The organism is Streptomyces sp. NPDC057623, from assembly GCF_042800355.1.
Taxonomy (GTDB): domain Bacteria; phylum Actinomycetota; class Actinomycetes; order Streptomycetales; family Streptomycetaceae; genus Streptomyces.
The window spans coordinates 1-19,193 of sequence record NZ_JBHVGZ010000008.1 but is presented as its reverse complement, the minus strand read 5'-3'; the positions used below and the strand labels follow the sequence as shown (position 1 = coordinate 19,193).

Annotated in this window: 17 protein-coding genes; 12 read left to right on the top strand and 5 right to left on the bottom strand. The window is 70.0% G+C overall.

The features are described 5' to 3' along the window. Window positions 1-766 precede the first annotated feature (766 nt). The 5 genes from ACFU95_RS11205 to ACFU95_RS11185 are packed head-to-tail and all read left to right on the top strand — an operon-like array spanning window position 767 to window position 6,285. The gene (locus ACFU95_RS11205) at window positions 767-1,852 is read left to right on the top strand and encodes a hypothetical protein (RefSeq protein WP_383825070.1); all 1,086 of its coding nucleotides are present in this window, start codon (window positions 767-769) and stop codon (window positions 1,850-1,852) included. Then, window positions 1,849-3,153, top strand: a complete 1,305-nt coding sequence (locus tag ACFU95_RS11200; RefSeq protein WP_383825067.1) for an MFS transporter — start codon at window positions 1,849-1,851, stop codon at window positions 3,151-3,153. Before ACFU95_RS11205 ends, ACFU95_RS11200 begins: the two co-directional genes overlap by 4 nt. Beyond that, the gene (locus ACFU95_RS11195; protein WP_383825064.1) at window positions 3,150-3,854 is read left to right on the top strand and encodes a C39 family peptidase; all 705 of its coding nucleotides are present in this window, start codon (window positions 3,150-3,152) and stop codon (window positions 3,852-3,854) included. The genes ACFU95_RS11200 and ACFU95_RS11195 overlap by 4 nt, the downstream gene beginning before the upstream one ends. Then, window positions 3,854-4,993, top strand: a complete 1,140-nt coding sequence (locus ACFU95_RS11190) for a GNAT family N-acetyltransferase (protein ID WP_383825061.1) — start codon at window positions 3,854-3,856, stop codon at window positions 4,991-4,993. The genes ACFU95_RS11195 and ACFU95_RS11190 overlap by 1 nt, the downstream gene beginning before the upstream one ends. 32 nt (window positions 4,994-5,025) lie before the next feature. After that, window positions 5,026-6,285 (top strand): ATP-grasp domain-containing protein, encoded by a 1,260-nt coding sequence (locus tag ACFU95_RS11185; RefSeq protein ID WP_383825058.1) that lies wholly within the window; start codon window positions 5,026-5,028, stop codon window positions 6,283-6,285. 176 nt (window positions 6,286-6,461) lie between these two features. Here ACFU95_RS11185 and ACFU95_RS11180 read toward each other — a convergent pair whose 3' ends face one another. Continuing rightward, on the bottom strand, window positions 6,462-7,040 hold the full coding sequence (locus ACFU95_RS11180; RefSeq protein WP_383825055.1) for a cysteine hydrolase family protein: 579 nt from the start codon (window positions 7,038-7,040) through the stop codon (window positions 6,462-6,464). 199 nt (window positions 7,041-7,239) lie between these two features. Here ACFU95_RS11180 and ACFU95_RS11175 point away from each other — a divergent pair, with 199 nt between their 5' ends. Further along, complete coding sequence (locus ACFU95_RS11175) at window positions 7,240-8,274, top strand: GlxA family transcriptional regulator (protein ID WP_383825052.1); 1,035 nt, start codon at window positions 7,240-7,242, stop codon at window positions 8,272-8,274. A gap of 70 nt (window positions 8,275-8,344) precedes the next feature. Continuing rightward, window positions 8,345-8,941, top strand: a complete 597-nt coding sequence (locus ACFU95_RS11170) for an NADPH-dependent FMN reductase (RefSeq protein WP_383825049.1) — start codon at window positions 8,345-8,347, stop codon at window positions 8,939-8,941. Between the two features lie 11 nt (window positions 8,942-8,952). Here ACFU95_RS11170 and ACFU95_RS11165 read toward each other — a convergent pair whose 3' ends face one another. Both ACFU95_RS11165 and ACFU95_RS11160 read right to left on the bottom strand, forming a co-directional pair. Continuing rightward, a complete protein-coding gene (locus ACFU95_RS11165) occupies window positions 8,953-10,626 on the bottom strand; it encodes an IclR family transcriptional regulator C-terminal domain-containing protein (RefSeq protein ID WP_383825047.1) in 1,674 nt (557 codons plus the stop codon). A 108-nt stretch (window positions 10,627-10,734) separates the two neighbouring features. Continuing rightward, window positions 10,735-12,015, bottom strand: coding sequence for a M6 family metalloprotease domain-containing protein (locus ACFU95_RS11160; protein ID WP_383825044.1), 1,281 nt, complete (start codon window positions 12,013-12,015; stop codon window positions 10,735-10,737). A 348-nt stretch (window positions 12,016-12,363) separates the two neighbouring features. Between ACFU95_RS11160 and ACFU95_RS11155 the strand changes: the two genes are divergently transcribed. Further along, window positions 12,364-13,008, top strand: a complete 645-nt coding sequence (locus tag ACFU95_RS11155) for a TetR/AcrR family transcriptional regulator (RefSeq protein WP_383825041.1) — start codon at window positions 12,364-12,366, stop codon at window positions 13,006-13,008. A 135-nt stretch (window positions 13,009-13,143) separates the two neighbouring features. Then, window positions 13,144-14,685 carry an MFS transporter gene (locus ACFU95_RS11150; protein WP_383825038.1) on the top strand — a complete coding sequence of 514 codons (1,542 nt, stop codon included), beginning with the start codon at window positions 13,144-13,146 and terminating at the stop codon, window positions 14,683-14,685. A 112-nt stretch (window positions 14,686-14,797) separates the two neighbouring features. Here the strand turns inward: ACFU95_RS11150 and ACFU95_RS11145 are convergent, their stop codons facing one another. Next, window positions 14,798-15,301 carry a MarR family winged helix-turn-helix transcriptional regulator gene (locus ACFU95_RS11145; RefSeq protein WP_383825036.1) on the bottom strand — a complete coding sequence of 168 codons (504 nt, stop codon included), beginning with the start codon at window positions 15,299-15,301 and terminating at the stop codon, window positions 14,798-14,800. A gap of 120 nt (window positions 15,302-15,421) precedes the next feature. Between ACFU95_RS11145 and ACFU95_RS11140 the strand changes: the two genes are divergently transcribed. Further along, window positions 15,422-16,210 (top strand): dioxygenase, encoded by a 789-nt coding sequence (locus ACFU95_RS11140; RefSeq protein WP_383825033.1) that lies wholly within the window; start codon window positions 15,422-15,424, stop codon window positions 16,208-16,210. A gap of 28 nt (window positions 16,211-16,238) precedes the next feature. On the opposite strand, the gene ACFU95_RS11135 is transcribed toward ACFU95_RS11140, so the two are convergent. Beyond that, window positions 16,239-16,769, bottom strand: coding sequence for a GNAT family N-acetyltransferase (locus tag ACFU95_RS11135; RefSeq protein WP_383825030.1), 531 nt, complete (start codon window positions 16,767-16,769; stop codon window positions 16,239-16,241). Window positions 16,770-16,938: 169 nt separating this feature from the next. On the opposite strand from ACFU95_RS11135, the gene ACFU95_RS11130 reads away from it, so the two are divergent. After that, window positions 16,939-17,937 (top strand): RNA polymerase sigma factor RpoD/SigA, encoded by a 999-nt coding sequence (locus tag ACFU95_RS11130; RefSeq protein ID WP_383825026.1) that lies wholly within the window; start codon window positions 16,939-16,941, stop codon window positions 17,935-17,937. Window positions 17,938-18,372: 435 nt separating this feature from the next. Beyond that, a complete protein-coding gene (locus ACFU95_RS11125) occupies window positions 18,373-18,963 on the top strand; it encodes a TetR family transcriptional regulator (protein WP_383825635.1) in 591 nt (196 codons plus the stop codon). Window positions 18,964-19,193 lie beyond the last annotated feature (230 nt).

Below are 19,193 nucleotides of genomic sequence, written 5' to 3'. Positions count from 1 at the left end.
GGTCAGGCATCGGCCCTACGGGAGGTCGGGTCAGGCATCGGCCCGTGGAGACGGTCGCGCCGGGCCGGCCATCCACCCCCACCTGCACCCAAGACCCGCTCCCCAACCCGAACTGGATCGCCCCCCGCCACCGCCCCGTCGGAAGTCCCTGGGCATCATGGCAACTTCACGAACAACACCTGGTTGCCCGCCGGGGTCACTGGGGCAGAAGACCGTACCTGCGGCCGCTGAGCCCCCTGTGGCGAAGACGGGGCGGGCTCCGGTGCGGCGGCTGCGCGGCATGTGGCGCGCGCCCCGCGCTGCAATCGCTGCAATCAGCCATCGTCCGTGACGGAAACCCGCATGGCGGGTGTGGCCCACGGCACTCGCGGGCGCTTCTGTCGTCGCTGTTCGCGTCGCCGAGCGGGTCCGATTTGCGTTGTTATTTAACAAGCTGGAAATGCGGGCGGGCAGAGTATCACCCCCGGCGGTGCCGCCTGTAAAGCGATCACTAAGAGAATATGAAGCGGTGTGGGGAGAAAGTGCGGCGGCCCATGGCCATTTTTGGTCTCCCGGCGGGTGGGTCGACGGAAAGAACTTGACGAGCGAGAGTGGCTGAATTTAGCGTGCTGTGCGGATCGGCTCCCTGGGGTAGGGCAGTTGCGTGACATGTGTACGGGGGGAAATTCTCGTCACGCAGCCGATCTCTTTGTTGTGCATGCAATCATCATGCACGCAGTGGTTTCGGGACCGTGCCGAATTCGCCGGACGAAATCAACATCAGATCGTGGCAGCCAACTCGACCGAGCAGAACAGCGCCGCGGACTTCTCGACGCGAACGAACCAGAACGGGGTTGACGTGGGAACGACTGGAATTCAGAAGCCGCAGACCGGATTACTTCGGGACAAGAAGATAGCGGTGGTGTACGGTGCCGTGTCCGAGGAAGACGGTCTGTACATATGCAACGTACCGCGCGAGAAGTGGTCGCTGGTCGCGATTTTGGATGCTCTTGCGGGCCTTGGTCTGCACGCGGAGCATGTGGATCCCACGCAGGACGATTTCATCGAGCGCATCCGGCAGTTCGATGTGGCTTTCCTCAACGTGCACGGACCGTACGGTGAGGACGGCAGGATTCAGGGGCTCCTCGACTACCTGTCCATCCCCTACACCTCTTCCGGGGTCCTGGCCAGCAGTATCGGCATGGACAAGATCGCCAGCAAGGCGATATTCTCCTACCTCGGCCTGTCGGTTCCCCGGGGAATTCCCCTGCTTCGCTCCCGGAGCGTGGAGATCCCCGCGAGTTTCCCCTTCCCCGCGATGCTCAAGGCGGTGGACGGCGGTAGCAGCGTCGGCATGGCGCTGATCAGCGACCCGGCAGACCTGACCCGGGAAATCGATGTCCTGCATCGGCGAGGATTCAAGCGGCTCTTCCTCGAAGAGTACATCCAGGGCCGAGCGGTGACGGTGAGTGTCACGGAATCGGCAGAGGGCCCCGTGGTGTTCGCCCCTCTCGAATTCATCACCGAGTCCGAGTACTACGACGAGTCGACGAAACTCGGCGGCCCCGGTGCGCCCAGCGCCGAATACGTCGTACCGGATGACCTGGCACCCCACGTCTTCAAGGACCTGTCCGAGTCGACGAGTGCCATCTATGAATTCCTGGCGTGCCGGGGCGCCATACGAGTCGACTACATGATCGACGAGAGCGGCACGATCTACCCGCTCGAAATCAACACGATCCCGGGCTTGCAGCAGCAGAGCAATCTCCCTGTGTCGTGCGGACTTGAGGGGATCGCTTACCCGCATCTCATCGAGAGCCTGCTGGTCAGCGCCGTCGAGTCCTTCGAACCCGCTCCATGGGCGGTCCGGTGATTTCCAGGCTCGACCTCCTGCCGCCGCCCGGGGGGCTGCGCCGGTTCGCCGTCGCCAACCTCATCAACACCATCGGCAGCGGGCTGTACATCACCAGCGGCACCCTGTTCTTCACGAGAGCCGTCGGCCTGACGGTCGAGCAGGCGGCCCTCGGGCTGACCGTGGGAACCGGGACGGGCCTCGCTCTGATGATGGTGTTCGGGCGGCTCGCCGACCGGTTCGGGCCCAAGCGCGTCTATGTCTCGCTGCTGGTGGCCCAGGCGCTGATGATGGCGGCCTTCACGCAGGTGCACAGCTTCTCCTGGTTCCTCGTGGTGGCGACCGCCAGCGGCATCGCGGACCGTGGGATCTCGGGCACGGTCGGTTCTCTGATCCACGCCATGAGCGACAAGGAGAACCGGATCACGGCCAGAGCCCAGCTCAGAACCGCCACCAACGTGGGTCTGGGCGTGGGCACCCTGATAGCCGGGGTGTCGCTGCTGGTGGACACGCCGGCGGCGTACACCGTCGTGGTGGCGGGCAACGCCGTTCTCTTCGGCGTCGCCGCCGCGCTGCTGGCCAACGTGAGCGTCGAACCCCGCCGGGTCCCGCGGCCCACCGGCGCCGACGCCGACGCCGACGCCGACGCGGGAGCCGTCCGCCGTCCGGGTCCGCTGCGCGACCGCCGCTACCTCGCCGTGACCGCCGCGAACGGGCTCCTCGCCCTGCATGTGAGCGTGCTGAGCTTCGCCCTGCCGCTCTGGGTGGCCGACCACACGGAAGCACCCAAGTGGTCCATCGCCCTGATCATGATCGTGAACACGGTCCTCGTGGTCCTCCTCCAGGTACGGGCCAGCCGTCGCGCGGCCGACGTCCCCAAGGCGGCCCGGATGGCACGGGTGACCGGAGTCGTCTTCGCCCTGGCCTGCCTGACGATGGCGACCACCGAGTCACTGGGGCCGGTGCTCTGCGTCGGCGTCCTCCTGCTGTGGGCCGCGATCTACACCGCCGGCGAACTGTGGCAGACCTCCGCCGAGTTCTGCTTCGGGTTCGAGTTGGCACCCGACGACGCCCAGGGCGCCTATCAGAGTGTCTTCGCCCTGGGACCGGGCGTGATGCGCGCCGTGGCGCCGACTCTGCTGGCCACGCTGGTCCTCGGCAACGGAACCACGGGATGGATCGGGCTCGCGGGGTTCTTCCTGGTGTCCGGGCTCCTCGCCTCCGGCGCGGCTCTGTGGGCGCACCGTGACCGGGACGCCTTCCCGCGGCTTGCCGAGACCGCCCCTGCGAAGTCCCTGGAACGGAGCGTCGCCTCCTCATGAACGCCCAGACGACCCAGACGACCCAGACGACCCAGAAGTTCCAGACACGGAGACCTCGGGCGACCATGCCGTTGGCCGTCCCGCGCTACGCCCAGCACTTCACCCCGCAGGAGCAGTCCGACAGCGGCTTCGCCTGGCCTCCGGGCGGGCCGGAGACCTGGGGTGAGAAATGCTGCGGACTGGCCTGTTTGCGCATGATTCTCGACCACTACGGCCTGCCGGTCCCCTCCCAGCGCCAACTGCTGAGGGAAGGGCTGGAACAGGGCGCCTACACCCCCAACGGCTGGATCCACCGGGGCCTGGTCGAGATCGCCGGTGCCTACGGGCTGTCCGGTGCGGCGGCGCCCTTCACGTCCGGCGCGCAACTCCAGAGCATCGCGGAGGCCGGTGTTCCGAGCATCGTGTCGTGCACCTTCCGTTTCCCGGAGGACGGCCGAAAGGGCGGACATCTAGTGGTGTTCCGCGGTGAGGCCCTCAAAGACGGCCGACGCCACGCCTCGTTCGCGGATCCGTCCCGGTGGGGCGCCCAGCACACCGAGCTGCCCGCCGAACGGTTCTGGGCGAGCTGGACGGGACGGGCCGTTCCCCTGTGGCCGCGGCACTGGCCCTCCGCGCGGATCGCGGACAACGTCGGTCCCGAAGTCGCGGACCTGCTCGGGCTCTCTCGCCAGCTCGACACCCTCACCGTGCGGGGGGCCTGATGGACATCGAGGTGGTGAAGAGCCTCGACGGTGTGGAGCGCGATTCCTGGGACGCGCTGGCAGGCGGTTCGTTCTACGCGAGTCACGCGTGGATGGCGTACCAGGAGAGGGATCCCGCGTCGTCCGTGCGCTATGTGCTGATCCGCGATGGCGAGCAGCGGCTCGTCGCGGGAGTCCCGGTCTACCTCGTGGACTCCGAGGCGAGCGGCATGTACGACCCGGCACGGCTCTTTCCCGACATGCCGCGGCAGAACCGGACCCTGGAACGCACGGTGCTGGTGGGAAACCGGCGCGGCTACGCGAACCGCGTTTCCACGGCCGAGGACCTGGCACTGCGCCAAGACGTCGTCGGGCAACTCGTCGAAGCCGTCCATCTCATCGCGGCGGAAGAGGCCGACGGCCAGGCGTGGTGGCTCTACCTCGGCGAATCGGACGCGGAGGCCCTGTTGCCGTACGCGTCGGGCTCGCTGCCCAGACTGCTCGCCGCGGACTGTGCCATCGCGCTGCCCGGAACCAGCTTCGAGGACTACCTCCAGTCCGGTTCGAGCAATATGAGGCGGCAGATCCGCAAGGACCGCCAGGCGTTCGCGGCTGCCGGTTACAGCTGTTCGGAACAGCCGTTCGCCGACTGCTGGGACGACATCAGTCCGCTGATCGCCTCGCATCAACGGCACCACGGCGAGTCGGCCGATCCCGAATTCATCCGTGCCCTCATGCGGGAACAGTCCGAGGCGACCCAGGGTACGGGCGTGGTGCACGCCTGCCACGAGGGCGGCCGGATGGTCGGTTGCACCCTCACCTACGTGACGGCCCGTGAAGTCACCTCCAGGGCCTATGGGTTCGATCACCGTCGGCCGGGGGACGCGGCGGAGTACTTCGAGCTCCTCTACTACCGCCCCATGGAGGCGGCCTATCGGACCGGTGCGACCCGTCTCCACCTGGGAATCGGCACCCTTCAACCGAAAATCCGTCGCGGGGCCGACGTCTCGCTCCTGTGGGGACTGCGGACCGGAACGGCCCTCGACGACGATCCGGTTGCGGCACGCGCTCACAACAGTGCCCGCTGGCAGCGCCTCGCCGGGGAGATGGGCAGGGCGGCGGAGAAGGCCGCGTCTCCCTTCCTCACAGCAGCACTCTGATTTTTGATCCATCACGAAAAATGGGGGGAACAATGACGGTGAGTAACGGCTGGATAGTTTTCGTGGAGTTGCACACGCTTCCCGGTGGCGGCCGCGGTCGGCTGCATTCCGGTGCGACCGTGGTGGCCCCTTGCCGGGCTCAGCTGGAAGCCGCCAAGCGGCTGGGGCTGCGGACGGCGGTGGCCGCCTCCGATCGTGACTCCTACGGCAGCCAGTTCGACGACGTGGTCGACGCGTGGCTGCTGACGGACACCAGGGACGCCGCCGGAATCGTGCACGTCATGAAGGCGCTGGGCGGTGAGATCGTCGGTGTGTTCAGCTCCGTGGACAGTTTCGTCAGGGTGGCGGCAGCGGTCGCCGCCAAACTCGGGCTCGCGGGACCTTCGCCCCTGGGGGCCGGCATCGCACGGGACAAGGCCGTGGCTCGCGCGGCGCTGGCGTCCGCCGGGGTCCCCGACATCCGGTGGGGCGTCAAGTCCGCGCACGACGACGACCTGGACTCGCCCATCGGCTACCCCTGTGTCGTCAAGCCCGTGGACGGAGCGTCCAGTTGGGACGTGGCACTGGCACAGGACGTCCGGACCGTACGTGAGGTGGCGGCCCGGCACCTGAAGCGCGACTACGGCAGGCGGGTGCGCCCTCAGCGCAAGCTCCTGTTCGAGGAGGTGCTCGTCGGCCCGCTGCTGAGCGCGGAGGGCTTCGTCGACGGCGGCGAGGTGCACACCATCGGCTACTCGGACCGGGTGCTGTCCGCTCCGCCGCGATTCGTGGAGCTCGCCGTCCGCTTCGCGGCCGACCGTCCCTTCGACGGTGTGGACGACTACGTGGCCGAGACGCTGGCCGCGTTGGAGTACGACTTCGGCGCCTTCCACCTGGAGTTCATCCTCACGTCGGACGGCCCCCGCCTGGTCGAGCTCAACCCCCGATTCGTCGGCGCCGGTGTCCAGCACGCCATCAGTGAGCTCACCGGCGTGACGCCGGCCGAGCTGCTGATGGCGAAGCTCACGGGCGGCGAGGCGCCCGAGTTCCCCCGGGAGGGTGCGGTCACGGAGCTGTATCTGACCGCACCGGCCTCCGGTCGGCTGGAGGGCGTCCGGGGCCTCGACGAGGCGGTGGCCACGCGGGGCTGCCGTGCCGCCGGTCTCTACGTCGCCGTGGGGGACGAGGTGAGCAGCGAGGTCGAGTCCAACAGCCAGTACATCGGCTATGTGCACGCCGTGGGGGACAGCCGCGAGGAGTCCTACGAGATCGCTCTCTCGGCGGCGTCGCGCATCGCCTACGAGATCCGCTGAGAGGCCGGCGGCGGAGCGCTCCGGCTCCGCCGCCCCTGCCGCCCCCCGGCCGCCTGCCGCCCGCCGCCGGCGGCCTCGCCCCTGCCTCCCCCGCCGCCGGCCTCGCCCCCGCCGGCCTCGCCGGAGTGCCGGTCCTCGACCGCGCGGCCGCCTGAATCCGCGCCGCCTCCGTCACCTCAGACCAGCTCCCTCCCCGAGGCGACGACCACCCCGTACGCGTCCGCGATGGCCGCCAGCGCGCTGCGGTGCAGTTCGTCGGCGGAGACGTCGACGATCGACCTGGTGGCGCAGGTGTCCGCGGGCACCGTGGGCTTGTTGCCGCGCAGGGCCGCGGAGGCGGACGTATAGGCGACGCACATGTGGGTCATGAACCCGGCGATGATCACGCTGTCGTTGCCGGCTTCGTCGACGAGCCTGCCGAGGTCGGTCCCGTGGAAGGCGTCCGGGGCCCCCTTGACGACCACGGGTTCGCCCTCGATCGGGGCAACGCCGGGGTGGATGCCGCCGATGTCCTGGCGGATGTCGTAGAGCGAACCCTCGCCGTCGTCGTGCTGGACGTGGATGATCCCCGCGCCGGCCGCGCGGGCACGCGACAGCAGGTCCGACGCGGCGTCGAGGGCGGGCTTCCAGCCGTCGAGCTCCATCTCGCCGCGGGTGTAGGTGTTCTGGTAGTCGATCAGGACGAGCGTCGAGGACGCGAGGGTCGCGATGCCGCTGTCTGCACCGGCGAGCTCGCGCAGCGTCTTGCTGGCCACAGGGCTTCTCCAAAGGGCAGGTGGGATGGGGTGCGGATGGGTCGGGGACCGTGTGTTCAACAGTCCGTTGACCACCCGTGCGACGCTATGGCCCGAACCGACGTGTCGGCAATGACGCGCTACTTGCAGAAACCGACTCCGTGTCCGTGAGCACGACGGGCGGCACGGAGAAGGTCTGGAGGGGCACAGGGTGGGGACCGTGGGGACCGTGAACCGGCTGATCGTGATCGTGTTGTTCGAAGGCGTCGACCTCCTCGACGTCACCGGCCCGCCGGAGGTGTTCTCCCTCGTCCCGCGTGAAGCCACCGAGCGGGGCGGCTACGAGGTCGTGCTGGCCGCCGAGACGCTGGAGCCGGTGACCACGGCGGCCGGGGTGCGGATCCTGCCCGACACCACGTTCGACGAGGTCGGCGCACGGGCGATCGACACCCTGCTGGTCCCCGGCTCCGTCGAGGTCGACAGCGAGCAACGCGTCCACCCCGTCGCCGAGCCCGGCACGGTGGCCCGGGTGAAGGCGCTGGCCGCCCGCACCCGCCGGGTGGCCTCGGTGTGTGTCGGCGCGCATGTCCTCGCCGCCGCCGGGCTCCTCGACGGCAAGCGCGCCACCACTCACTGGTCGACCGCGCAGCGGCTCGCCGCCGACCATCCTGCGGTGCGGGTCGACCCGGATCCGATCTTCATCCGCCAGCAGGGAGAGCAGGGCGAGGTCTGGACCGGCGCGGGCATCAGCGCCTGCCTCGACCTGTCCCTCGCTCTCGTCGCGGAGGACTTCGGCGAGGGCGTCGCGCTGAACGTGGCCCGCCGGCTCGTGATGTATCTGAAGCGACCCGGCGGGCAGTCCCAGTTCAGCGTGCCGTTGGAGCAGGTGTCCACGACGCGGCGCGTGGAGGATCTGCGGCATCACATCCTGAACCACCTCGACCAGCGCCTCACCGTCCCGGACCTGGCCGCGTACGCGCATGTCAGTGACCGTCAGCTCACCCGGATCTTCAAGACCGAACTCGGCACGACGCCGCACGCCTACGTCGAGTCGGCCCGCGTCGAGAGAGCCGCCAACCTGCTGGAATCCACGGACGACACGCTGGAACGCGTCGCCTCCGGCTGCGGGTTCGGCACCGTCGACACCCTCATCCGGGCGTTCCGCCGCCGCCTCGCCACGACGCCGAGCGAGTACCGGGCCAGATTCCGGATCACCCCGCCGCCCCCGTCCGGCGCGCCCCACGAACCGGCTTGACCTCAAGTCAACTTGAGCTTCTAAGTTGCTTGGTCTCCGCTGAATCCACTCCCGGAATCGAGGCACACCCATGTCCCGGACGGCCCAGCCCCCGCTCAAGATCGGCGTCCTCGTCGGAAGCGTCCGCCCCGGCCGCTTCGCCGACAAGGTCTCCTCATGGTTCGTGTCGGAGATCGGCCGGCGCGACGACCTGGAGACCCACGTCATCGACCTCTCCGAACCCGCCCTCGCCGACGAGCTCAAGCTCACCCTGGAGCAGTCCGACGCCCCGGGCGACGCGCCGACCCTCGCCCAGCGCATCGGGGGGCTCGACGGGTTCGTCGTCGTCACGCCCGAGTACAACCACGGCTACCCGGCCGCCCTGAAGCTGGCCATCGACTACGTCTACCGGGAGTGGCGGGCGAAGCCCGTCGGCTTCGTCTCCTACGGCGGTATGGCCGGCGGCCAGCGGGCGGTGGAGCAGCTGCGGCAGGTCTTCGCCGAGCTGCATGCCGTCACCCTGCGCGACACCGTCAGCTTCCACATGGCCTGGGAGCAGTTCGACGACGAGGGCCGTCCGCACGACCGGGACGGCACCAGCAAGGCCGCCGACGTGCTGCTGGACCAGCTCACCTGGTGGGGCCTGACCCTGCGCGAGGGCCGCGCCGCGAGGCCGTACGACGGCTGACGTCCGGGGTCTCAGGCCGTCGTCACCCGCGCGAACCGCCCCGCCACCCGGAGATCCCCCTCCACCCGACCGGCCGTCTCCACCAGCTCCGGCAGCACGTCCCGCACGCACTCCTCCACGGACCGCCGAGCCGCGTGCATCGCCACGTTCACCGCGGCGACGACGCGGCCCGTACGGTCCCGCACCGGGACCGCCACCGACCGCAGCCCCGCCTCCAGCTCCTCGTCGACCAGGGCGTAGCCCAGCGTCCGGACGTCCTCCAGGGCGCCGCGCAGGGTCGCGGGATCCGTGGTCGTACGCCGGGTGAGCGGGGCCAGATCCCCCAACTTCCGCTCCCCGGGCGGAAGATCCGCCAGCAGTACCCGGCCCAGTGACGTCGCGTAGGCGGGCAGCCGGGTGCCGACCGTGACGTTGACGCTCATCACCCGGCTGGTGGCGGCCCGGGCCGTGTACTGGACCTCCTCGCCCGACGGCGTCAGCACCGCCAGGGACGCCGACTCGTGCACGCGGTCGGCGAGTTCGGCCAGATGGGGCGTCGCGATCTGGGCGAGCGACGTACGGGACAGCGGAGGGTAGCCGAGGGACAGCACGCGCGGGGTCAGCGCGAAGCCCCGGTTCCCCGACTGCCGTACCAGGCCCAGATGCTCGTAGGTGATCAGGGCCCTGCGTGCCGTGGCCCGGGCCAGCCCGGTCGCGCGGGCCACGTCCGTGAGCGTCAGTTCGGCCCGCCCCTCGCCGAAGGCGGTCAGTACGGTCAGCCCGCGCGCCAGTGACTCGACGAACTCCCTGCCGAGTTCCTGCTTGGAGGCCCCCGTCCAGACGGCGAGGCCCGCCGGGGCCGCCGTGGGGCGCGGCTCCGGCGCCTCGCGCAGCTCGCGCTCCATCTCCGCGACCGCCGCCCGCAGGCGGGGGAGGAGTGTGTCCCGCAGATCCGCGGCGCTGTGCCGGCTCGTGTGGCTGACGACGCTCACCACGCAGACGATCCGGCCGCCGCCACCCGCGCGCGGATCCCGTACCGGTACGGACACCGCGACCAACCCCGGTTCGATCAGCTGGTCGTCCAGCGCCCAGCCGTCCTCCCGTGCCCGCGCCGCCCGGCGTTCGAAGTCCGCGTCGGGGGACCGGTGCTCCCGGGGCGGTACGGCCGGAAAGCCCCGGTCCTGCGGGTCCGCCGCCCGGCGCTCGTGCCAGGCGTGCCACCGCGCGGCCGTCCACTCCGTCGCGAACAGCGGTCCCGGCGCGGTGCGTTCGGCCGGGAGGAGGTCGCCGATGCGGAAGCTCAGGGACATGGCGCGACGACGGGTCGCCTGGTGGATGAAGCGGATGCCGTCGCGGTCGCCGACCGCCAGCGACACCGACTCGTCCAGCTCGTCGGCGAGCGCGTCCGCGTGGGCCGAGAGCAGGGCGGGCAGACCGAGGGCGGCCAGATAGGCGTTGCCCAGGGCCATGACGGGCGGCGCCAGCACCACGTCGCGGCCGTCGAGACGGACGTACCCCATGCGCGCGAGCGTGGAGGCGATCCGGTCCACCGTGGAGCGCGCGAGCCCGGTGGCCCGCTCCAGGCCGCTCGCGCTCAGCGTCCCGCCGGCCTCCGTCAGCTGCCGCAACACCGCGACGCCACGGATCAGCGGCGTGACCGCCTCCGCCGGCACGGCACAGTCGTCCAGGGTCGTCTTCGCGGGCATCGGCTCTCCGGTACGGCGTTCGCGGCAGGCTCACACCGTAATCCGATCCACGCGCGCGTACGGCACGGCAGGGCACACGCGCGGGCGACGCCGCACGCCCGCGACCCCCTACCCGCGCGTCACCCGCACCCGGTACCCGCCGTCCAGATCGGCCCCCACCACCTCCACCCGCACCCCCCGCTTCTCGTCCCGGAACTCCTCCCCCGGCACGAAGGTGGCGTCCGAGAGCTCGGCGTGGACGTTAGGGCTGCGGGTGCAGCCGCCGCTGTCCTCGTGGGAGTCGAGGACCTGCACCGGGCCCATCCCGGTGTCGACGTCCGCGTCGACCTTGTAGATCAGCACGCCGGGGCGGCACACGGCCTCGTCGTTGCCCTCGCGGGTGCGCAGCTCGACGGCGTATCCGGTACGGCCGTCCAGCGGCACGAACACCAGCTTCGGGCCGCCCTCGCGGGCCAGCGGCGTCAGGGCGTACTCGGCCGTGCCGGGGATGGCCGCGCACCGGACCTGGTCGGCGTCCAGCCAGCCCAGCTTCCACTTGTGCCAGCCGAGCAGGTCGTTGTTGGCGCCCCAGTCCTCGCTCATGATGTCCCAGTGGCCGACCGCGCCGCCGCCCTCGGCGGTGTAGAGGTCGGGCAGGCCGAAGACGTGGCCGTTCTCGTGGGGGAGGACCCGGTAGCCGGTGCGGTGGTAGGTGCCGGAGCCGTCGTCCTGGCGGGAGTAGACGAAGGACGCGTTGGTCACCGAGACGCCGTCGGCCACCGGGGCCTCGGCGTTGCCCGCGAAGGTCACCGACAGGACCGTGTCCAGGGCCGACGGGCCGGCGTTCGGTGTCACCAGCACGTTCAGGAAGTCGTACGAGCGGAAGTCCACCTGGGGATCGGCCGCGACCACGAGGTCCTGGACCAGCTTGCGGTACCCCGGATCGAAGGGCGCGCCGCGCTCTATGCCGTACGCCCGGAACGACTTGGGCATCCGGAGCCAGCGGGGGAGGGGGGTCTCGGGGCGGTAGTCGAGGCGGCCGTAGGAGCTGGTGCGGAACCAGTTCTGGGTCTGCGGGAAGAACTCCGCGAAACGGTCGAGCGCCTTGCCCGGACCGTGGGCGTCGGGGAAGTCGACCATCAGGGTGAGGGCGCGGACCGTGCCGGTGGAGCGGGCGTAGCCGCGCCCTGTCGGTACTCCCTCCGACATCTGGATGGTCGGCCGGCCGCTGATCATGCAGGGGCCGAGTACGGAGGAGTGGACCGGAGGCATCGGGCTCGCTCCGGCCGCCGTCGAGGTACCCGCCGTGAGGTGTCCGGTGCCTGCCGAGGTGCTGACCGCCAGGGTCAGGACGGTCACGGAGGCGAGGGCGGCCACACGGCGGGGGCGTATCCGACGGCTCGGCTGCATGCATGGGCCCTTCAGTCCATGGCAACCCGCCGACTGCGTGCTGCACCCTCTCGATCACCCTGTGTCGAGGGGTGCGGGGGCGCGCGTTGGAGGAGACCGAACGTGGGTTCTTCCGGGCGGGGCATGTGACTCAGGTCACAAGGAATCTCTCCCTGGGCGGGAAATAACCGGGGACCACTTCCCCGTTTAGCCATGTGTCCGAGCGAAACGGGGACAGCTTCCCCGGATCGCCGCTCGGCGGGAAACGCTCAGCAGAAGCACGCAGCAGAACCGCGCAGCAGAACCGCGCAGCAGAACCACTCAGCACAACCGCGTAGCAAGAACCATCCAGAGAAACCGGAGTACACCGTGCAGACCGCAACGCCCGCACCGCGCAAGGCGACCCGGCCGCGCGCCGACGCCCTGCGCAACCGGGAGCGGATCGTCACCGCCGCCCGGGAGATGTTCGTCGAGTTCGGCCCGGACGTGCCGCTCGACGAGATCGCCCGCCGGGCCGGCGTCGGCAACGCCACGGTGTACCGCAACTTCCCCGACCGCGACGCGCTGGTCCGCGAGGTCGTCTGCTCCGTCATGGACCGTGTGTCGGAGGCGGCCGAGCTGGCGCTCGCGGAGACCGGGGACGCCTTCGGGGCGCTGGAGCGCTTCGTGCACACCTCCGCCGACGAGCGGATCAGCGCGCTGTGCCCGATGGTCCAGAGCGCCTTCGACCAGCACCACCCCGACCTGGAAGCCGCCCGCGAACGGTGTGAGCAGCTCGTCGAGCAGCTCATGGACCGGGGCAAGGCGGCCGGTCAACTCCGCCCCGACGTGAGCCCCGGTGACCTGATGGTCGCCGTGTCGCAGCTGTCCCGGCCCCCGGCCGGCACGGGCTGCGGCACCGCCGACCGTTTCGTGCACCGAACGCTCCAGCTGTTCCTGGACGGACTGCGGGCACCGGCCCGCTCCATCCTGCCGGGCACGGCCGTGACCATGGAGGGTCTCCGCCAGTCCTGACCTATTAGTTCAGTACCGATCAGCTCAGTACCGACTTTCACCGACCCGCACCGACTCTCACCGGCCGTCGCCGACGACGCGTCGTCCCCTTTCGTTTGCTTTTTTCCGTCACGAAGTCCCGAAGTAGGTATCCCCATGTCTGAAACAGCCGCAAAGGCTCCAGGCGTCCTGGAGAAGTCCGGTGACGCCAACCGATGGAAGGCACTCGTCTTCATCGCGCTCGCCCAGCTGATGGTCGTCCTCGACGCGACCATCGTGAACATCGCCCTGCCGTCCGCCCAGGTGGACCTCGGCATCTCCGACGGCAACCGGCAGTGGGTCGTCACGGCCTACGCCCTCGCCTTCGGCGGTCTGCTGCTGTTCGGTGGCCGGATAGCCGACCTGTGGGGCCGCAAGCGGGCCTTCGTCGTCGGCCTGGTCGGCTTCGCCGGCGCCTCCGCGCTCGGCGGCGCCGCCACCAACGAGGCGATGATGTTCGGCGCCCGCGCCCTCCAGGGTGTCTTCGGCGCCCTGCTCGCGCCCGCCGCGCTCTCCCTGCTCGCCGTGATGTTCACGGACGCCAAGGAGCGTGCCAAGGCGTTCGGCATCTACGGTGCGATCGCCGGTGGCGGTGGCGCCGTCGGCTTCATCCTCGGCGGCGTGCTGACCGAGTACATGGACTGGCGCTGGACGTTCTTCGTCAACATCCCGTTCGCCATCGTCGCCGCGCTCGGCGCGTACTTCGTCATCCGTGAGCCGGAGGGCGGCCGCAACCGCAACCCGCTCGACATCCCGGGCGTCCTGCTGTCCACCCTGGGCCTGGTCGCGCTGGTCTACGGCTTCACCCGCGCCGAGTCCGACGGCTGGGGCGACTCCGTGACCGTGGGCATGTTCGTCGCCTCGGCGGTCCTGCTGCTCGCGTTCGTCGTCACCGAGGCCAAGGTCAAGGCCCCGCTGCTGCCCCTGCGCGTGGTCACCGACCGCAACCGCGGCGGCATCTACCTCTCGCTCGGCATCGCCATCATCGCGATGTTCGGCACGTTCCTCTTCCTGACCTACTACCTGCAGATCGTGAAGGGCTACTCGCCGATCAAGACCGGCTTCGCCTTCATGCCGATGATCGTCGGCATGATGGTCGGCTCGACCCAGATCGGCACCCGCCTGATGACCCGCGTCCCGGCGCGGCTGCTGATGGGCCCCGGCTTCCTGGTCGCCGCACTGGGCATGCTCCTGATGACCCAGCTGGAGATCGGCTCGTCGTACACCTCGACCATCCTGCCGGCGATGCTGCTGCTCGGCCTCGGCATGGGTACGGCGTTCATGCCCGCCATGTCCCTGGCCACCCTGGGCGTCGAGCCCCGGGACTCCGGTGTCGCCTCCGCGATGGTCAACACCTCGCAGCAGGTGGGCGGCGCGATCGGCACGGCCCTGCTGAACACGATCGCCGCCTCGGCCACGACCTCCTACGTCGCCGACCACATCGGCTCCGCGACCTCCAGGTCGCAGGCGCAGCTGGTCCAGCTGGAGGGCATGGTGCACGGCTACACCAACGCGATCTGGTTCGCTGTCGGCATGCTGGTGCTCGCCGCGGTCATCGTCGTGACCTTCGTCAACGCCGGCCGCCCGGACGGTACGACGGTGGCGTCCTCCGAGGAGGGCGCCCAGGACGAGCTGCCGGTGCCGGTCGTCGCGCACTGAGGCCGACGACGACCGTCCGGCCGTACCTCTTCGGGCCAGACGTACGTACGGGGATGGGGACGCTCCGTACGTACGAACCCCAGGACCTGCCCCGGCTCCCTGAATGAGCGGTTCAGCGGAGCCAGGGCAGGTCCGCACCCGCCTCGCTCGGCTGCAGGCCCTCGGCGACGATCCGCATGATCTCGCCGAGGGCCTTCTGCTGTTCGGTGGTGAGCCGGTCGAACACCGCCTGGCGTACGGCCTCCACATGGCCCGGCGCGGTCTGCCGCAGCACATCCAGGCCCGCGTCGGTCAGGACCGCGAACTGGCCCCGCTTGTCGTCGGGGCAGTCCTCGCGCCGGACCCAGCCGTTCTTCTCCAGCCGGGCGACGGCGTGCGAGAGGCGGGAGCGGGTGATCTTGGCGTACATCGCGAGCTCGGTCATCCGCAGCCGGCGGCGCGGGGACTCGGCGAGCTTGACCAGAAGGCCGTAGTAGACGTGCGGCATGCCCGCGTCCCGCTGGAGCTGGCGGTCCAGGTGGTCCTCGAGGAGGGTGGTCGCGTCGATGTAGGAGCGCCATACGCGCTGCTGCTCGTCGGTGAGCCAGCGCGGTTCCGAGGTCGATGCCGTATTCATGTACTCCACTGTACGAGAGCTCTCCTTGAATTTTTAACTACCTGGGCGTACGGTCTTCGGTGAGGGAAGCTTTAGATTTGAAGCAAATAGTGCTTCAAGCCCCCGGAGGGAGTCGCCGCCATGTCCGCCGCCACGCAGGAGCGCATGCCCGCCCTCTATCTGAGCCACGGCGCACCGCCGCTCGCGGACGACCCGATCTGGCCCGGTGAACTCGCCGCCTGGTCAGCCGGCCTGCCCCGCCCCAAGGCGATCCTCATGGTCTCCGCCCACTGGGAGGAGGCTCCGCTCGCCATCGGTGCCACCGAGACCCTTCCTCTCGTCTACGACTTCTGGGGATTCCCCGAGCACTACTACCAGGTGACGTATACGGCTCCCGGCGCTCCCGAACTCGCCGAGTCCGTACGGAAGCTGCTGCGCGCCCCCGGTACCCCCGTGCAGGACATCCCGGACCGCGGCCTCGACCACGGTGCCTACGTCCCGCTCGTCGAGATGTACCCCGCGGCCGACATCCCTGTCCTGCAGATCTCCATGCCGACCCTCGACCCGGTGAAGCTCATGGAGATCGGCCGCAAGCTGGCGCCGCTGCGGGACGAGGGCGTGCTGATCGTCGGCTCCGGCTTCTTCACCCACAACCTGGCCGCACTCCGCCAGGGCGGCATTCCCTCCTGGTCCGTGGAGTTCGACGACTGGGGGCGCCGGGCGCTGGAGAACCGTGACTGGGACTCGCTCCTGGACTTCCTCCACAAGGCCCCGGCCGGCCGCTACGCCCACCCGCGCACCGAGCACTTCGCCCCGCTGTTCGTGACGCTGGGCGCGGCGGACGCGGCGGGCGAGCTGGAGGCCGCGCAGAAGTCGGTGATCGACGGCTTCTGGATGGGCCTGGCGAAGCGCTCGGTGCAGTTCGGCTGAGCCGGCCGGTGTCAGGGGCTGCCGCGCTTCAGAGCTCCTTCTCGTACCAGGCCACGTCCCAGTACCGGCCGAACTTGCGACCCACCTCGCGGTAGGTGCCGACGTGGCGGAAGCCGAAGCCCTCGTGCAGGCGCGTGGACGCCTCGTTCGGCGGGACGATCCCCGCGTAGGCGCGATGCACGTCCTCCTCCGCCAGGGCCTCGAACAGGGCCTTGTAGAGGAGGGTGCCGACGCCCCGGCGGCCGGCGTCCGGCGCGAGGTAGACGGTCACCTCCACGGAGGTGACGTACGCGGGTTTCGGCCTGAAGGCGCTGGATGTGGCGTAGCCGAGAATCCGCTGTGAGTTGCCCCCGGGACCGGCCTGCGCGGCAACCATCAACCGATGCGGGCCGTCTTCAGGGTGGGAGAGCAGCCAAGGGCGGCGCTCTTCCGGCGTGAACACAGCTGTATCGAACGTGATGGGCGTCTCACGTACATAGTGGTTGTAGATGTCGGTGAGGGCTTCGAGGTCACCCTCGACTCCCGGTCTGACCTGCACCTCTGTACGTTCCGGCGGCATCGGTCCTCCTCATGTGGCCGGACAGGGTACTGCAAGATCAGAAAAATATGGGGGCGGGTTGGGAATTCTGTCCTGATTCCAGTCGTTGTTTCCATCGGATGCAGGGCACTCGACAAGAGTCCCAAGCGTTCAAGAACCACCCGCCCGCCCACATCGCAAGGGAGCACGCATGGCAACCCGTGCCGTCGCCCGTCGTCAGTCCGCCACCGGCGCGTCCGTCGATGCGGCAAGCAGTGTTCGCGCCCATGGCGGCGAGATCGCGGACCGCGACCTGGTCGGCATGTACCTCGACGAGATCGCGCGCACGCCGCTACTCGACGCGGCCAAAGAGGTCGAGCTGTCGCAGATCATCGAGGCGGGTGTGTTCGCAAGGCAGGTCCTCGACGGATACGAGGCGGCCAAGGCGGACGCCACCCGCGAAGAACTGGAAGCCCTGGTCGCCGACGGAGAGCGGGCCAAGGACATCTTCATCCGCTCCAACCTCCGCCTGGTCGTCGCGGTGGCCCGCCGCTACCCGCGCAGCGGCCTGCCGCTCCTCGACCTGATCCAGGAGGGCAACGCCGGTCTGGTGCGCGCGGTGGAGAAGTTCGACTACCGCAAGGGCTTCAAGTTCTCCACCTATGCCACCTGGTGGATCCGTCAGGCCATCACGCGCTCGATAGCCGACCAGTCCCGCACGATCCGCCTCCCCGTCCACCTGGTGGAGGAGCTGGGCCGCATCCGCCGCGTCCAGCGCGAGTTCAACCGGGAACACGGCCGCGACCCCGAGCCCGCCGAGATCGCCGCCGAACTCGGCTCGAACGCGGACCGCGTGACGGACGTCCTCGACTGGGCCCGTGACCCGGTCTCCCTCAACATGTCGGTCGACGACGAGGGCGAGACCCAGTTCGGCGACCTCCTGGAGGACACCTCCGCGGTCTCCCCCGAGCAGTCCGTCCTGACCCTGCTCCGCAGCGAGGAACTGGACGACCTGATCGGCCGTCTCGACCAGCGCACGGCGTCCATCATCAAGATGCGTTACGGCATCGACGACGGCCGCGAGCGCACGCTGACCGAGGTCGGCAAGGAGCACGGCCTGACGCGCGAGCGTATCCGCCAGATCGAGAAGCACGCCCTGCTGGAGCTGAAGAAGCTGGCCCGCAGCACCGGTTTCGACGCGGCGGCGTAGCGGCCCGGGGGCGTGCGACCAGCGGCGCTCGCGTACGCCGGGTGGCGAAAGACCGCGCAAACATGGCGATGTAACGCCGCTTCAACCGACAGGACCCCGGGAACAAGCCCTTAGAGCAAGGGAGTTCGGGCCCCAGAGGCCCCGGCCCGGGGCCCCGGACGACCGACGTTCCCACCAGACCAAGTCCCGACGCACTCCCCCCGGCGCCGGGACTTTCCCCGAGCCGGGCCTCGGTGCCTATCCCCCCTGGGTGCCGGGGCCCGGCTCTCTTCCTGGAGCAGAACCCTTCCCGGACCTGGAAGGGCGGGCCACCCCGTACCTGAACCACGGGGTGGCCCACCCGAATGGCAGATTGTGCCACATGGGCATAGCCTGCCGAGGGTGAGCAGCCCCACTTCCCCGTCCCTCACGGAGCGACGCAAGGCGGCGACCCGCATGGAGATCGCCCGGGCCGCGGCCGGCCTCTTCATGAAGCAGGGCCTGAGGGCCACCCGAGCCGAGGACATCGCCCAGGCCGCCGGCATCGCACCGCGCACCTTCTACCGCTACTTCGCCACCAAGGAAGAGGCGGTGGCCCCCCTTTACGCGGCCGGTGCCGACCGCTGGTCCGAGGCGGTCCGCACGGCCCCGCCCGACCTCCCCGTCCCCCAGGCCCTGGAACACGCGGCCCGCCAGACCCTCACCCCCGCCGCCGCCATCTCGGCAGCCTCCTGGGAGTGGGTCCGTACGCTGGTCCGCCTGGCCGACTCCAGCCCAGCCCTGCGCAAGGTCTGGGCCGAGGTCTGCCACGGCGCGGAAACAAGCCTGGCGCAAGCACTGGCGGCGAGGGCCCACGACAACGTTGCCGAACCCGCCGTACCCCTCCGCTTCGCAGCCGCCGTAGCAGCCGCCTCCGTACGCGTGGCCGTGGAGACCTGGGCAGCGGGCGACGCCCCCGCCCAGGGCCCAGAGGGCCCGGCAGCCCTGGCCCTGCACAACCTGTCGACGCTCAGGAACTTCCCCTGGGAGGACATCACAGCCCACTGAAACCCGACCGCAGTCGCCCACGGCGGCGAGGGGCAGCGTCGGGGATGGCGCGTACCCCCACGGCCCCGCAGTCGCCCACGGCGGCGAGGGGCAGCGTCGGGGGATGGCGCATGCCACCCACGGGCCCGGCGGCCGCGTACGGCGGCAAGGGGCCGGGTCGGGGGGTGTCCGCCCGCAGAGTCCGGTGTCAAGGAACGGCACCTCTCGCGCAAGGCCAGCCCACCGGACCG